The following is a 15,561-nucleotide window of genomic DNA, read 5'->3' on the forward strand; positions in this document are numbered from 1 at the left end:
TGATGACCAATTATATTCTTGCAGAACATTTAAAACATAAGCATAGTTTTTTAAAAAAATTATTAATCATTGCTCCGATTATTGCTATCGTATCTGCTTTTTTACTAATGCCCTTATATTTTACAGCCAATGCTTATAACTGGTGGTATGTTATCTTGATGCCAGCTACGTTTGCTTTGATACCTGCCATGATACATCGAAAAGAAGAGAGGAAACTTAATTACAGAGCAGTCTTTTCTCTTAATCTTGACTTGAAAAAAGTATGGCTATCTAAAATAGTAACGGCTTTAGTTTATATGAGTATTGCAGCGATGGTACATCTGCTTGGTGTCTTTGGATTTCAATTTTTAATTGAGAATCAGATGATTCCAATTTATGGCTTTGATACTTTATTAATAGCTAGCATGCTTTTGATTATCACGAACATTTGGCAAGCACCTTTTTGTTTATTCTTGGCAAAAAAAATAGGTTTTGTTGCTAGTATTACAATAAATGCCATTTTAGGATTAGTATTAGGTATTTTGTTTTCTGACTCATCACTGTGGCTGTTTTGCCCTTACTCTTGGGGAATAAGATTAATGGTGCCTGTGATGCATATTTTACCAAATGGTGTTCCAGCAGAATTATCAAATCCTATGATTTCAACTACTTCCTCAATCATCCCTTGTGTCTTATCTCTAGGTCTTTTTCTACTTTTGACAGTCATTACAGCAAATTGGTTTTCAAAATTAGAGGTGAAATCATGAGAAACATTTTGAAATCAGAGTTCTATAAAATTAAGCACACATGGCTACCATGGATTCATATCATCTTACCGTGTGTATATGCCATTACTTTTTATGGAGCTGCTAAAATAACCGGATTAAAGAACCTTGGTGATATTTCCATCATCCAAAACTACTTAGTACTTCTAGGGGGAATATTACCAATTGTTTGTGGAATATTAACCTCAAAAGTTGTAGATATGGAAGTCAATGCAGGGCATTTTCAAGTGCTTTTATCAACGACAACGTCTAGATATAAGGCGTATAGTGGTAAGTTATTCGCCTTACTCATCGGATTTTTATTGTCCACAAGTCTTGCGATTATCATTTTTGGTTTACTATTTGGTCATCAAAAGCCGATTGAGCTGTTAATTGAGTTGCTTTTACTATTTGTTGGTTCGTTATCAATTTATATGATTCACCTATGGCTGTCCATTATACTGGGCGGCGGGGCATCAATTGGTTTGGGTTTTGTTGGAACCTTGATTGCTTTATTGTCAATGACAAATTTAGGTGAAAAGATCTGGTATTTTCTACCTCCAACTTGGCCATCAAGATTGTCTGCCTCTTATATCGTAGGAAGCAATCTCGTTGATAAATCCTATTTATATCATGAAATAATGATGTGGAGTTATGTAGCAATCCCAACGACTATCATTATTTTTACAGCGTCTTTAGTTTGGTTTAGTAGATGGGATGGTAAATCATTGAGTGATTAATACGTTATAAAATAAAATGTGATATAATGAAACGTTAAATATAAACTTGGAGGTGGGTATATGACAACTATTCTTGCCATTGATGATGAACAAGATATGTTAGTTCTCATAAAAAATATTCTTAAGAAGAAAGACTATAGTGTTGATATTTATCAAAACCCATCAGAATTAGATGAAAACAAGTTGGGAAAATATGATTTGATTTTACTGGATGTTATGATGCCAGGGATTGATGGGATTAGTTTTTGTAAACAAATTCGTAGAAAAGTAGATTCTCCCATTCTTTTTTTGACAGCAAAGACAATGGAGTCAGATATTGTTGAGGGTCTTTTGAGTGGTGGTGATGATTACATCACTAAGCCTTTTGGTGTTCAAGAATTATTAGCCAGAGTAGAGGCACATTTAAGAAGAGAAAAACGAGAAAAACATTCGAGCTTACATCTTGGCAATATTCGTTTTGATTTGGCTGCAAGTGAAGTGTATGTCAAAGAAGAAAAAATTCATCTGACAAAGTCTGAGTACCAGATTTCTGAATTACTCGCTAAAAGAAAAGGTCAGGTTTTTTCAAGAGAACAAATCTATGAATTCATCTTTGGGTTTGATGGCGTTGGGGATGCTTCGACTATTTCAGAGCACGTCAAAAATATTAGAGCAAAGTTTCAAAAGTTTGGTGAAGCTCCAATTGCTACGGTTTGGGGGATTGGTTATAAATGGGATTAATGAGTAAAGGACGCTCTCTTAAGGTAGTCTTCTTTAGTTATTTATTAAGTATAGGAGTTGGATTAATGGTTGCTGTTGGATTAGCACTATTATCTTTTATCACCTTATATAATATAGGTTTGATTGTTCCAGCTAACTATACAGAAAATTTGATATTAGAGAAAAGAGACACTATTTCTAACGCAACAACATTTGATGCGTCATTAATTCCAGAGGATGCAAGCTATATCTTTTTAACGCCGGATGATAAACTTAAGGCGTCAAATATGACTGATTCGCTTGCGAAAAAAGCACAACTTTTTCACAATCAAGAAGTGGTGGCTACTCCTTCAGAATCTTTTATAGAAATTAAAAGAGCAGATGGATATGTCATTATTAATTATTCCCTTGAGGCACACTATACCAATGCTTGGATGGAAAAGTATTTTCCTAAAATAAATGTTTTGTTTGCTAGTTTAATGATTTTCTTTTGTTTTATCAGTACTTTGATAATCACTTTTATTTGGGCAAAACGAATCACAAAACAATTAGGACCTATACTTGACGCATCAGAAAAAATTGCTAATCAGAAATTAGATTTTGAAATTGGTAAGTCAACGATAAAAGAGTTTAATGCTGTTTTAAATAGTCTTGATAAGATGAAAATAGCTTTGAATGATTCATTAAGGGAAAATTGGCAGCAGGAAGAAAATAAAAGAAATCAAATCTCTGCATTAACACATGATCTAAAAACCCCAGTAGCCATTGTTCAAGGAAATGCAGAACTATTGAAAGAGACAACACTTACAAAGGAGCAAGAAATCTATCTTGATTTTATAGTGAAAAACGCTAACCGTATATCAGATTATTCAAAAACATTAATGGTTATGAACGGGTCAAATCAGCTAAGCGATTTAAATGTGAAAAAAGTTCAAAGCTCAGTCATTGTAGAAAAAGCAAGAGAACTTGCTAAAGAGATAGTATCTGTTGATAAACATGAGTTATCTGAAGTCATTGATTTTGAAGATAAGGCGTTGATGATTGATATGAGATTATTTGAAAGAGCCCTTCAAAACGTGCTTAGTAATGCTGTCCAGTACGCCCCAAAACAATCTTTGATCGAACTGAGAATACTAATGACTGATAACAAATTGTTACTGTCAGTATTAAATCAAGGAAAAGGTTTTTCTAACGAAGGGTTAGCACATGGCTTAGAACAATTTTATCGTGAGGACAAAAGTCGACATTCATCGACAAATTATGGCTTAGGCCTATATATATCATCGCAAATCATGACACTGCACAAAGGAGAACTATTATTACAAAACAAGCCAGATAAAAAAGGAGCAATAGTAACATTAGCATTTCCTTTAATAGAATGATGAGATTTGTAAGAAGCATTATGAGATTAGATATTATTACCCCTCCCAATCTTTCATTTATCGTTGCGATTATTTTTCTTTTGTTTTATACTAGGGATGAATATGTGAAAAGATTAGCAAATCAATTATTAATGGATGATAGAAAGGGTGAGAAGGATGCGTCAAAAGCGGTCTCCTATAATATTAATCATTATTGTAGCAATAGTTCTTTTGGTAGGAGGGTATGCTACTTATCAAGTCTTGGGGAAAACAAGTGCTGACAAAAAAGCTGAGAAACCAGCTGTTACTGCTGTGAATAAGCAATTGTCTAAGGGCAAAGAAATGAGTAGTACAACTACTTCATCCACTAGCGTGGAAACGACTCAGGAAGCATCACCTCAGACAAATCAGGTGGCTGACGTTGATGAGACGTCTAAGCAGGAAGACCCCTTTTATCCTGACCTTGCTCAGTACAATGACTTATCGATTGAGGTTTCTATTGCAGAACAAAAAATGTCTATTTTGTCTGGTAGCCAGGTGATTTTTTCAACGACGGTTTCAACCGGTGCACCGGATAGTCCAACACCGACTGGTCAATTTATCATTGAGCCGGAAAGAGGCGATTTCTTCTTTAATGAAGCTTCTGGTGAAGGTGCCTACTACTGGGTCTCTTTCAAGGATCACGGGATTTACCTATTTCATAGTTTACCTACTGATCGTTATGGCAATGAAATTCCTGAAGAAGCAGCAAGGCTTGGCAGGCCAAGTTCTCATGGTTGTATAAGGATGCCAAGAGAAACAGCTAAATGGTTTTATGAAAATATCCCGGGTGCTATTCCTGTACAAATTAATTAAGAAAAAAAGAAGATCAATCTGGTCTTCTTTTTTAGGTTTGGCTTATTAATAAAAAAACATTTCTAAGCAGGTATTAAAACAATAGTGACAGTGCTATAATATAATCAATGACTAACAGTCTTTTAAAAATAAGTACTCAGATGACTGGGGATTTAATTAATGGGGTTATGATGGAACCCTTATCACTAATATAATACTAAAAATAAGAAGATCACATGAAAAAAATTTTTAAAAATCGATTATATCTAACACTCTTAGTCTCGGATTTGATTTCTAATTTTGGGGACACGTTATTTTATCTGGCTTTAATGACCTATGTTGTCGCTTTAAAAGACAGTCAGCTTGCTGTATCAATCATCAATGTTTCAGAAGCATTGCCTATTTTGTTTACCGTTTTATTTGGTTTTCTGGCAGATCGCACGATTAATAAAGTCGGAACCATTATCAAAACATTATGGCTAAGAGCGCTCTTATATCTATTTGTAGCAGTAGCGATGAGCTTTAATCCTTCCCTCCTTATTGTTTTATTGGCAAGTGTCATTAATCTGATTTCTGATACTTTAGGTCAATTTGAAAATGGGCTTTTCTACCCGATATCCAATCGCATAGTGGCACCGTCAGATAGAGAAGAGGTCATGGCGTTTAGACAGACAATCACTTCAGCCATGGGTATTGTCTATCAGTCTGTTGCTGTTATTTTGATTGCTATCTTCAGTTATTTTAATCTCGCACTAATCAATGCGATGACTTTTCTTTGTAGTCTAGGTATTTTTCTATTAGTAAGAAAGAGGATAAATAGGGTTTACAGGATTAAAGAAAAACCTATTACTAATGAGAAATTAGGACTTAAAACGTTGTTCTCAGCTGTTGGTTCCGATTTAAAAGCTTCCCTAAAACAGTTGTTTAGTATTAGTAGCATGAAGAGTGTTTTATTTGTGATTCCCTTTTTAAATGGTGGGTTAGCGATCATCACCCCCTTGGTTGTGATTAGCCTTTCTAGCACACCTTCTTTAACAATTATTAATACGGCGACGACAATATCACTTTTAGGAATCAGTACTATCTGTGGAAGTATTTTTGGTGGCTTTTTAATCTTAACCACTAAAACATTTAAAGCGTTTACCATCAGAACCCTATTAAAACTGAATCTTTTAGCGGTCTTGGCTCTCTTTTTGGCCTTTTATCTTCAAAATATCTACTTAGTGATTGTTTGTGTCTTTCTTGCGAGTGTCTTTGTCGGCACATTAAATCCGAAAGTAGGAACCATTATTTTTAATAGTATTGACGAGACAAAATTAGCAACGGTATTTGGTGGTATGGTAACATACTTTCAACTGGGGGAAATTATTTCTAAACTGATTTTTTCAGGTTTAGTGATTGCTTTATCATCCAGAGATATTAGTATTATCTATGGTATGATGACTACTCTAGCCATCATTTACCTGTTGCGCTCAGATAAATCTGATAGAAGGAGTGTTGAATAAGGGGAAATAGGTTTATTTGTCTTAAAAAATAAAAATGCATTATGATATAATATGATTTGATAATATTAGTTAAAAGAGGTGTTGTTATTGGAAAAAGGTAAAGTAAGTTTAGATCATTTTTATGATTGGTATAGTGATAATAAAGAAGAATTACTTGAATCTGCTGAAAAAATAAATAGAAGAAATCATAAATTAAAACAAGAGTTTCTTAAAGAATGGCCACTTGAGAGATTATCAACTATGACGATTGATGAGTATGTTATCGGTAAAGGTTCTGGTAATAAATCTCTATGTTATGAAATTGAACAAGGGAAATATTCTGAATTATACCTAAGCATTAAAGGTGGTTCGTCAGGTAAATTTGGAATCTATTATAGTAAAAAATATAATGGCTATTGTGATCAGGGTAATAATCTAATTTCGAGTGAAGAATTAGAAGAAAAATTTTTAAAACTTAAAATGGATTTAGTGGCTATTATCAAAGCTGGTATTAATCATGATTATGATAATCAAGTGTTTAGCTATCAAAATTCTTTTTATAGTCGTCCATCAATAACAATAAAATTATTATGTATTTATTCTCCATCTTCTGATTTTTTTGGAGTAAATATAAGTACAGATCAATCGCGATTTTGGGGGAAATTAATACCACTCGATAAAAAACATGGTGGTGTCTATAAACAAAATTACGAGCTAACCGCTGCTATTTCAAAGAAATTCCCTGAATTGGATGGTAATTATTTAAGTAGTATTTTATGGGAATATCATCATCATATGATTGATTCAAAAAAAGAAAAAAATAATGTTATAGAAGCACTTGTTGAAGAGAACAATGAAAAGACTAATACTTATTATCTAAATGAGTTCTCTAATCTTCTAATAAAAGCAAAGAATATTATTTTTCGTGGGGCACCAGGGACAGGAAAAACCTACCTAGCCAATGAAATTGCTGCTGATATCGTGTCAAAAGGTCGGACGAAAACCATCTCTGATTTAGACGATGATGAGAAAAAAAGAATTGGTTTTGTTCAATTTCATCCTAGTTATGATTATACGGATTTTGTTGAAGGTTTACGCCCCATAACAACAGAGGATGGTATTGTCAGTTTTCAATTAAAACCTGGTAGTTTTATGTCATTCATCAATCAAGCCAAGACTAAAAAATCTATCGATGGTGTGGATAATTTTGATGAGGCATGGGAAACGTTTTTTGATTCTGTTACTGAAGCAAGAATTGAGGGACAAGGATATAATAAACTACTGAGTCTCACTGGAAAACCAATCAAAAATCTTCTCACCTATGAAAGGGGAGGAGTGCAAGGTGTTTATCCAGAGGGAACCACTATGTATTGGAATTATGATCAGCTATATAATATCTACCGTGGTCTTCCTGGGGTTCCAAAAGGAGGATTAGACAATTACCGTAAGGCTATTATTAATCATCTTAAATCTGATTACGGTTTAAAAGATTATCAAGAAAACTCTCAAGTAAAAGAGAAAACAGAAGATTATGTCTTTATCATTGACGAAATTAACCGTGGTGAAATTTCTAAAATTTTTGGAGAGCTCTTCTTTTCTTTAGACCCTGATTATAGAGGTAATAAAGAAGGTGTTTATACACAATATGCCAACTTACATACAAATCCTGAAGAAAAATTCTATATTCCAGATAATGTTTATATTATTGGCACAATGAATGATATTGATCGCTCCGTTGATACTTTTGACTTTGCCATGCGTCGTCGGTTCACTTTTTTAGAAATAACAGCTGAAGCCTCTGCAGAGAAAATGAATTTGCCTAAAGATGTTAAAGAACAGATGGCTAGATTAAATACTGCCATTATAACTATTGGTGGACTCACAGAAGATTACCAAATTGGAGCAAGTTATTTTAAGGATATAAGTACTCCTGAAGTCGATGACAAAATGGCGCCATTGTGGCACACTAAGCTTTATCCACTGCTAAAAGATTATTTCAGAGGAGAACATAAAGCTAGTGATAAATTAGAAAAGATTAAAAAGGAATACTTTGCTATTGAGGAGGATTGATTGATGACTTCTCATATTTTGACAGACAATTCAAATGTTAGTCGATTAGCTAATCATCCGATAGTTAAGAACCTAGTTAATAAGGATTTATCTCTTCTTTCTAAAGAAAATTTTCTTATTTTTCCACAACAATTATCAGAATCTTATGATTTAGACAACGATAATGTTATTTTCCATCAAAAAAATGATGCTATCTGGACAGGCAATGTTGTTGGTATTATTGGTGATGGGACAAGTGATATTCGTATTAATTCAAGATTTACTAAAGAGGGACAACAAGATTTTTTTCTAAGGTACATGATGCAACAAGTCCTTCATTATAATGTTGTCGACAGTAAAAATATCACTTCTCAAGAAATATCTTATTATGATTTACTTCTGTTTTTATTTCCTTACTATCTAAATGAAGCACTCAGAAAAGGGACGTACAAAGAATATGTGAAGAAAAGCTATAATGATTCAAATGTTAAAGGGCCAATAGAGATAGCTTCCCATATTAGGAAAAATCTACCATTTGTTGGGAAAATTGCTTATACTACTAGGGAATTTAATTATGATAATCAAATGACAGAGTTGATTCGTCATACCATTGAAAAGATTCAACAAGAAAAAGAATTTTTACTGACTGATAATGAAAATACTAAAGAAAATGTTAGAACGATTAAAAGCATGACAGCTTCTTATAATCGTTTGGATAGAGAAATTATTATCCAAAAAAATATTTTAAACCCAGTCAAATCAGGTTATTTTGAAGAATATGCACTATTACAGCGTCTATGTCTTAAAATTCTTACAGAAGAAAAGACAGGATTTGGTGATGATGAAAATCAAATACATGGTATCATCATTGATGTGGCATGGTTATGGGAAGAGTATATTTGGAAAATAACACAATGGCATCATTATGGTCGAAAAGCTGAATTGGATACGTTGGGATTATTTAGTCAACCGATCAACGATAATCAACAACATCGTTATCCTGATTTTGCCTTTAGAGGTATTCCCATAGACACTAAATATAAACGAAATATTGATAAACGTAATGACTATAATCAAATAATAACCTATCTTCATATTATGGCATCTCAAAAGGGAGGATTTCTTCAACCGACTGATGTCGAAAATGATAAGGGTCTTACTGTTTTAGGAGAACTTTTTGGGGGAGGAGAGCTTTTTTCTTATAAATTTTTTATCCCTCAGGAATATAGCAATTACGAAGATTTTGTTTTACAGATACGAAATTCTGAGAAAGCTTTGAAAGTATTATCACTTTAAAAATCTGCTCTTCTTATTCTGTTTTGAGAGACTATTTTAAACATATTACTTTTGATGTAAAGAAGATAAAAATAATCTTATTAGAGAGTAATGAGGTTCAGATTGAAGATTATGAGCAACAAATTGAGTGGTCAAATAGTATTGCTTTAGTTACTTAAAAAGATAATTAACTTTTATTAGAATTAAAATCTAAAAAATGGTGGCGATTTTTGGAAATGAGGTAGATTTTATGTTTCAGAAATTTATTACTTGGATAATTAGTTTTATGCTAGTTTATATTGCTTATGCAACAATTCTATATCAACTGGTATTCAGAATGGTTAATGAAGATTTAAGAAGTTGGTTAACAGCTTTTGTTGCTGGTTTCTTTTCGTTTATAACTTTATGGTATTATGAAAGAAGAAACAAATAATAGCTATGTTTATCCGTAGCGGTTTTGGAGCAATAGAACAATATCTCGACAACGATTTGAGATTAATCAATCATTGCCACAACTTAAATAAAAGTGGGGGGTATTTAGATGATTAAAACAATATTATCTGCTTTTTGGATGCAAATTCCTATGCTGATTATGATATATGCTTTTTATAGGGTTTTGCAGTCTTTCAAACAAAAAAAGCAAACTAAAAATATTAAAATGAGAATATTTTTGCTTAAAGTTTGGCTACTCCTCAGCTCAATTTATACGATTTGGCATTTTATCACAGATATATTTTAGTAATGCCTTTAAATTTTGAACTAAAAAAGAAAACAAACTAATTATTCTGCTCAGTAAGAAAAAAACTAGCCCTATCACTCTGTGATAGGGCTAGTTTTTTAATGGCTAGGCAACATCAATACATAGTGTTGCCGTTCAAGCTTTCTTCGGGGATTTCCTGGATAGCATCCCAGTGTTCAACGATTTTACCATTGTTATCAAAACGGAAAAAATCCATGGTGACAAATTCGTGGGTTTCCTCTTTCGTGTAGTGCCATACTTGATGTGTGTGAAGAGAGACAAGATCGCCTTCAGCAATCGCACGAACAAAGGAAATACTTTTGTTAGGGTAATCGTCATTCATTTTTTCAAAGTAGGTGATAAAGGCCTCTTTACCATCCCCAACTAATGGATTATGTTGTTTGTAATCATCTCCGACATATTTTGCAACGGCTTCTCTTGGATTACCTTCATAAGCTGTTTGATAAAAGGCAATGGCGTTTTGTTTATTAGTTTCCAAAGTCATTATCGGTTCCCTTTCTGTTGATTAATTTTAATCATTGGCATATTATTTTAACATTTTTGCTACCGTCTTGATACTATTTAAAACTAGTTTTTTAAATATAAAAACCACTTTCAATTAACAGATGGCATCTCTTAATGAAGCGTGGCTCATTTTAGCATATTTTATTAGTGTGTTATCTAAGGGATTAAAATTTCATGGTTAATAATATTCTTAAATAGTTTTTCAGCTTTTTCAATATCTCGTTCTTTGATTGCTTCATAAATAGCATAATGGCCAGAAAAAACATCGTGCAATTCTGTCGTTAAATCGAATTTGATTGAAGTCTCAATTCTAGATTTGATAATACTTTTCAAAAATAATTTAATTGGTTCTTGAACAGTCAAATAAGCTGTCTTGTAGAGGGAGTTTTTAGACAGTTCACAAATAGCCAGATGAAAACTATAGTCACATTCAACAAGTTTATCTAGATTTTCTTCACTTATCATTGATTTACCTTTTATGAACTTATTTGCTAACTCACAGTACTTTTCACTTATTTTTTTGAGAACTATTAATTCTTCATCTGTTGCTAATTTGATAGTGAGTTTGATTGATTCTAGCTCTATCAATTTTCGAAAATCTGCAACGTTTTCTAGCATATCAGGCTGCATGATTTTACTTGACACAGATTTGAGATAAGTTTTTAAATCAAATTTCTTAACGTATGTTCCATAACCAGCTTTCGTTTCAACCAAACCAAGTGCATTTAGTCTTTGAATAGCAGAACGAATCGTTAGTCGACTAACCCCATATATCTTTGTAAGTTCATTTTCTGAAGGTAATTTTTCGCCATCAGCATAATCACCGTTTTCTATTTTATTTTTTATGATTTCACTTATTTGTTCAGAAAGATTTGACCTATTCAAGGGGTTTGGCATATTATTAAGTCCTTTCACTATAAAATTGTTTATATTGGTATTACTGACTATAAATTGATAGGTGTTACTAATCAATAGTATCATAATTTAACTGATAATACAAAGGGACTTTAAGAAAATAATGAAATTAAAATTGTGTTAATAATTGACAATGTAAGCGCTTTATATTACAATATACTTATATACTTGTTATACAAGTTGGTAATGAACAAAGTTTAGTATAGTTTCAATGATTGTTAATATTACTACTGATAGTTTAAGAATAGCGACTTTAGTTATTATTTCACTCGCAATCATTCAAGAAAGGGGGAGTTTTAGTTCTGATTGTTAAGTGAGCTGATAAGCTATTATGTTGTCATTCCATCACTCAGTAGATTAATAAAATTATTTCTTATTGAAGAAAGGAGTCAATCTAATGAAGATTACAAGTGTAGATGTTATTAAAACAAATGCTGGTACCGCTCCGGTTGAGGGAACTCATTGGAATCCAATATGTGTCAGAGTTAATACTGATGAAGGTATTTCTGGATTTGGTGAAGCTGGAGTAGCTTATACATCAGGTGGCGATGCTGCTTTTGGGATGATTAAAGATTTTGCTAAACTTGTTATTGGAATGGACCCTATGCAAAATGAAGCGATTTGGAATAAAATGCATAGAGATACTTTCTGGGGAAGCGGAGGAGGAACCATTGTATTTTCTGCTATGGCTGCCATTGATATTGCTTTATGGGATATTAAAGGAAAAGCTTTGGGTGTTCCTGTCTATCAATTATTAGGTGGTAAAACTAATGATCATTTACGCACCTATGCTAGTCAAATCCAATTCGACTGGGATATTAAGGCAACACCAATGATAACACCAGAAGATTATGCGAGAGCTACCAAGAAAGCAATGGCAGAAGGCTACACTGCTATTAAAGTTGACCCTCTTGGCTTCGATGAAGAAGGTAATTGGGACTTTATGGCTAATTATGGTTTATTAGAACATCATCAAATTAAAAAAGCAGTAGACAGAGTTGCAGCTATTCGTGAAGCTGGTGGCGATGATTTAGATATTATTGTCGAACTTCATTCCTTAACGGATACAAACACTGCTATTCAATTAGGAAGAGAATTAGAAAAATTCAAGATTTTCTATTATGAAGAACCAACTCAACCACTTAATCCACGTTTGTATAAAGAAATTAGCCGTAAAGTAAATATTCCTTTGGCAACAGGTGAGCGTTCATACAGTAGATGGGGCTATAGACAATTCTTTGAAGATAGAACTGTCTCTATTATCCAACCAGATATTTGTAACACAGGGGGCTTAACAGAAGCGAAGAAAATTTGTGACATGGCGTTGACATATGATGTCGGTGTGCAAATTCATGTTTGTGGTGGCCCAATTTCTACTGCAGCAGCGCTACAATTGGAAGCAGCTATTCCTAACTTTGTTATCCACGAACATCATCAAACTGCCCTTATGCAAGGTAATATTGATTTATGTAAATATAACTACCAACCTAAAAATGGTTTCTTTGAAGTACCAGAAAGACCAGGTATTGGCCAAGAATTAACTGATGAAACTATAGCGAATGCAGAAGTATTCACTGTGAAATAATTAATAGAATAAGTGCTTACTACTATTTTCTAAGAAGCAATAGAGTTGCATTTGTCATTGATTGGTATTTTAACTCTACAATTTCTGTAGTGAATAGTTCCACTTCAGATATTGTAGAGTTTTTTACCAAAATTGGTGCAAGGTAAAATCGTATCATCAATGATGTTAGTGGCTTTAATGATCATTATTATAAAAATGTGACTAAACAGTATAATAATCAGGCTTTTAAGCTATCGTGTTTTTCTTTCTTGGTTACGTCCCTACTAAAACTAATCAGTTTTTAATCGTTATATTGAGGCTTTTTATTGAACAAATAGCCCAATTCCTTTTGTGTGTCCATATCTAGTCATTGTTTCAAAACAATATTGTGTTGTTAAAGAAATAATACTTAATCTAGATGTGGTAGTAAAAGATGGAAAATCCATTTGAAACGATATGAGTGTTTCAATGATTTTAGTCCAATAGATCATAAGAGAATAATGAGTGATAGATCAAAGAGATTAAATTGTTAGGAGACCATTATGATTAAAAAACTTTTTAATATGTCGGTTGGTGAGTTTTCCAACAAATTACTTAATGCTGTTGCAATAGGGATAGTCGTTGGACTTATTCCCAATGCTATTTTAGGTGAAGTCTTTAAAGCTTTACAACCTGTTCATCCTATTTTTTCGACTTTTTTAGCACTTGTAGGTGCAGCTCAGTCAAGCATTCCGGTAATCATTGGTTGTTTAATCGGTGTACAGTTTATGTTCAATGCCATAGAAATAGCATCACTAGGGGCTACATTACTTATTAGTTCAGGAGTTGTTAATTTTATTACTGTAGATGGTTTACCAGCTATGCAGTTACGTGGAATAGGTGACTTAGTTAATATTATTTTAGTGTCAATCATTGCTACAATACTTATAAAATTGCTACAAGGACGATTAGGATCGCTATCGATGATATTAGTTCCTTTGATAGTTGTTACGTCAGTAGGGATTTTTGGTTATATGATTTTACCATATATCAGTCAAATCTCTTTATTTATTGGAAATGTGATTCAACGATTTACGACCTTACAACCATTATTGATGAGTATTTTACTGTCTGTTTCTTTTGCTATTATTATTATCTCACCCATATCAACAGTTGCAATAGCCATTGCAGTGGGTCTATCAGGTCTTGCATCGGGAGCTGCAAATATTGGCATTGCTACATGCTGTATGACCTTATTAGTTGGTTCTATTCGAGCAAAAAACAAATTAGGGGTTACAGTTGCTATTTTTCTAGGGTCAATGAAATTATTTATCCCTAACTGGCTTAAATATCCGATTATAAATGTGCCTATCATATTGAATGGTATTGTTGGTGGTATTGTTGCTTATTTCTTTAATATCCAAGGGACACCGCAATCAGCAGGATTTGGCTTTTCAGGGATGGTAGGGCCCATTAATGCCTACCAATTTATGACACAAGCGCCTTTAATGAGACTACTGATTATATTAGTATCTTATTTTGTCATTATATCAATAAGTGCCATTATTATTGATTTTCTATTAACCAAAACTTTGAAATTATATCAACACCATGTTTTTGAATTTAATTCATAAAAGGAGAACTAGATGAAATTTATTTTATTTAATGCTAGAGAAGATGAAAAAGCGGCGATTGCTTCTTATCAAAAAGAACACCCAGAAATCACATTGGATATCTACTCAGAGGATCTCACAGAAGAAACCATGGCTTATATGAAGAAGGGCTATGAAGCAATTATTGTAACTCAAGTTGTTGAGATTCCTGAAGCAGCGTATCGTTTGATGAAAGAAGTTGGGATCAAAGTCTTTGCAGCACGTTCAGCAGGTTTTGATATGTATAATTTGCAGTTATTAAAAGAACTAGGCATTCGTTTTACAAGAGTACCTGTCTATTCACCATTTGCTATTTCAGAATTTGCTTTTACGAATGCAATGTATTTATCAAGAGACGTTGATCTTATCCAAAATAATGTTGAGACAGGTGATTTCAGATTGAAAGAATCCATCACTAGTACAGAAATTAGGAAAAAAACTGTAGGTATTATTGGAACAGGGAATATTGGCCGTCAAACAGCTCAACTATTTAAAAACTCAGGCGCTAATGTTATTGGCTATGATATTTATCCAAGTAAAGTCGCAGAAGACTTTTTGACTTATGTGTCAAGTGTTGAAGAGTTAGTTGAACAATCTGACATCATTTCACTTCATGTTCCAGCAACCAAAGAGAATTATCATCTGTTTAATAAAGAATTATTCGAACATGCTAAAAAGAATCTTATTTTGGTGAACACAGCTAGAGGAAGTTTAGTGGATACAACCGCACTATTGGATGCTCTAGATAATCAGCAAATAAGAGCAGCAGTGATTGATACCTATGAGTTTGAAGGGCCTTATATTAATAAAAAAGTAGACCTTGAAGAAATCACTGATGAGGTATTCTTGAGATTATTAAAACATGATCGGGTTCTTTATTCTCCTCACGTTGCTTTCCATACTCATACAGCATTGGAAAATCTTGTCCATATAGCGATTGATGGTGCTAGACGAATTTTACTTGGAGAAGAAGTTGAAGAAGAGCTAAAATTAGATGAATAG

Annotated in this window: 13 protein-coding genes; 11 read left to right on the forward strand and 2 right to left on the reverse strand. The window is 33.0% G+C overall.

Annotated features, from left to right (window positions below; translation table 11 throughout):
• The first annotated feature begins 2 nt into the window (after window positions 1-2).
• From JHK62_RS05900 to JHK62_RS05935, 8 genes are all read left to right on the forward strand, one after another.
• On the forward strand, window positions 3-746 hold the full coding sequence (locus JHK62_RS05900; protein WP_199575913.1) for a lantibiotic immunity ABC transporter MutE/EpiE family permease subunit: 744 nt from the start codon (window positions 3-5) through the stop codon (window positions 744-746).
• Complete coding sequence (locus JHK62_RS05905; RefSeq protein ID WP_199575844.1) at window positions 743-1,483, forward strand: lantibiotic immunity ABC transporter MutG family permease subunit; 741 nt, start codon at window positions 743-745, stop codon at window positions 1,481-1,483. The genes JHK62_RS05900 and JHK62_RS05905 overlap by 4 nt, the downstream gene beginning before the upstream one ends.
• A gap of 60 nt (window positions 1,484-1,543) precedes the next feature.
• A complete protein-coding gene (locus JHK62_RS05910) occupies window positions 1,544-2,203 on the forward strand; it encodes a response regulator transcription factor (protein ID WP_199575845.1) in 660 nt (219 codons plus the stop codon).
• Window positions 2,194-3,564 carry a sensor histidine kinase gene (locus JHK62_RS05915; RefSeq protein WP_199575846.1) on the forward strand — a complete coding sequence of 457 codons (1,371 nt, stop codon included), beginning with the start codon at window positions 2,194-2,196 and terminating at the stop codon, window positions 3,562-3,564. The genes JHK62_RS05910 and JHK62_RS05915 overlap by 10 nt, the downstream gene beginning before the upstream one ends.
• 156 nt (window positions 3,565-3,720) lie before the next feature.
• Window positions 3,721-4,398, forward strand: a complete 678-nt coding sequence (locus JHK62_RS05920; protein WP_343044350.1) for a L,D-transpeptidase — start codon at window positions 3,721-3,723, stop codon at window positions 4,396-4,398.
• A gap of 215 nt (window positions 4,399-4,613) precedes the next feature.
• The gene (locus JHK62_RS05925; RefSeq protein ID WP_199575847.1) at window positions 4,614-5,882 is read left to right on the forward strand and encodes an MFS transporter; all 1,269 of its coding nucleotides are present in this window, start codon (window positions 4,614-4,616) and stop codon (window positions 5,880-5,882) included.
• A gap of 87 nt (window positions 5,883-5,969) precedes the next feature.
• Window positions 5,970-7,931, forward strand: a complete 1,962-nt coding sequence (locus JHK62_RS05930) for an McrB family protein (protein WP_246447914.1) — start codon at window positions 5,970-5,972, stop codon at window positions 7,929-7,931.
• Window positions 7,932-7,934: 3 nt separating this feature from the next.
• Window positions 7,935-9,206, forward strand: a complete 1,272-nt coding sequence (locus JHK62_RS05935; protein ID WP_199575848.1) for a 5-methylcytosine restriction system specificity protein McrC — start codon at window positions 7,935-7,937, stop codon at window positions 9,204-9,206.
• An 833-nt stretch (window positions 9,207-10,039) separates the two neighbouring features.
• Here the strand turns inward: JHK62_RS05935 and JHK62_RS05940 are convergent.
• Both JHK62_RS05940 and JHK62_RS05945 read right to left on the reverse strand, forming a co-directional pair.
• Entirely contained in the window at window positions 10,040-10,429 is a 390-nt protein-coding gene (locus tag JHK62_RS05940) for a nuclear transport factor 2 family protein (RefSeq protein WP_199575849.1), read from the reverse strand.
• 176 nt (window positions 10,430-10,605) lie between these two features.
• Entirely contained in the window at window positions 10,606-11,346 is a 741-nt protein-coding gene (locus tag JHK62_RS05945) for a FadR/GntR family transcriptional regulator (protein ID WP_199575850.1), read from the reverse strand.
• Window positions 11,347-11,761: 415 nt separating this feature from the next.
• On the opposite strand from JHK62_RS05945, the gene JHK62_RS05950 reads away from it, so the two are divergent.
• The 3 genes from JHK62_RS05950 to JHK62_RS05960 all read left to right on the forward strand — a co-directional run bounded on the left by JHK62_RS05950 (window position 11,762) and on the right by JHK62_RS05960 (window position 15,561).
• Entirely contained in the window at window positions 11,762-12,949 is a 1,188-nt protein-coding gene (locus JHK62_RS05950; protein WP_199575851.1) for a mandelate racemase/muconate lactonizing enzyme family protein, read from the forward strand.
• A 521-nt stretch (window positions 12,950-13,470) separates the two neighbouring features.
• Window positions 13,471-14,541, forward strand: a complete 1,071-nt coding sequence (locus tag JHK62_RS05955; RefSeq protein ID WP_246447916.1) for a PTS sugar transporter subunit IIC — start codon at window positions 13,471-13,473, stop codon at window positions 14,539-14,541.
• 12 nt (window positions 14,542-14,553) lie between these two features.
• On the forward strand, window positions 14,554-15,561 hold the full coding sequence (locus JHK62_RS05960; RefSeq protein WP_199575852.1) for a D-2-hydroxyacid dehydrogenase: 1,008 nt from the start codon (window positions 14,554-14,556) through the stop codon (window positions 15,559-15,561).

It is taken from the genome of Streptococcus pacificus, from assembly GCF_016481305.1.
GTDB lineage: Bacteria > Bacillota > Bacilli > Lactobacillales > Streptococcaceae > Streptococcus > Streptococcus pacificus.

What these genes read in the sequence shown, in the direction of transcription:
- JHK62_RS05925 (WP_199575847.1), top strand. Translation starts at nt 4,614, where the DNA reads ATGAAAAAAATTTTTAAAAATCGATTATATCTAACACTCTTAGTCTCG.
- JHK62_RS05910 (WP_199575845.1), top strand. Translation starts at nt 1,544, where the DNA reads ATGACAACTATTCTTGCCATTGATGATGAACAAGATATGTTAGTTCTC.
- JHK62_RS05945 (WP_199575850.1), bottom strand. Translation starts at nt 11,346, where the DNA reads ATGCCAAACCCCTTGAATAGGTCAAATCTTTCTGAACAAATAAGTGAA.
- JHK62_RS05900 (WP_199575913.1), top strand. Translation starts at nt 3, where the DNA reads ATGACCAATTATATTCTTGCAGAACATTTAAAACATAAGCATAGTTTT.
- JHK62_RS05960 (WP_199575852.1), top strand. Translation starts at nt 14,554, where the DNA reads ATGAAATTTATTTTATTTAATGCTAGAGAAGATGAAAAAGCGGCGATT.
- JHK62_RS05905 (WP_199575844.1), top strand. Translation starts at nt 743, where the DNA reads ATGAGAAACATTTTGAAATCAGAGTTCTATAAAATTAAGCACACATGG.
- JHK62_RS05935 (WP_199575848.1), top strand. Translation starts at nt 7,935, where the DNA reads ATGACTTCTCATATTTTGACAGACAATTCAAATGTTAGTCGATTAGCT.
- JHK62_RS05955 (WP_246447916.1), top strand. Translation starts at nt 13,471, where the DNA reads ATGATTAAAAAACTTTTTAATATGTCGGTTGGTGAGTTTTCCAACAAA.
- JHK62_RS05950 (WP_199575851.1), top strand. Translation starts at nt 11,762, where the DNA reads ATGAAGATTACAAGTGTAGATGTTATTAAAACAAATGCTGGTACCGCT.
- JHK62_RS05920 (WP_343044350.1), top strand. Translation starts at nt 3,721, where the DNA reads ATGCGTCAAAAGCGGTCTCCTATAATATTAATCATTATTGTAGCAATA.
- JHK62_RS05940 (WP_199575849.1), bottom strand. Translation starts at nt 10,429, where the DNA reads ATGACTTTGGAAACTAATAAACAAAACGCCATTGCCTTTTATCAAACA.
- JHK62_RS05915 (WP_199575846.1), top strand. Translation starts at nt 2,194, where the DNA reads ATGGGATTAATGAGTAAAGGACGCTCTCTTAAGGTAGTCTTCTTTAGT.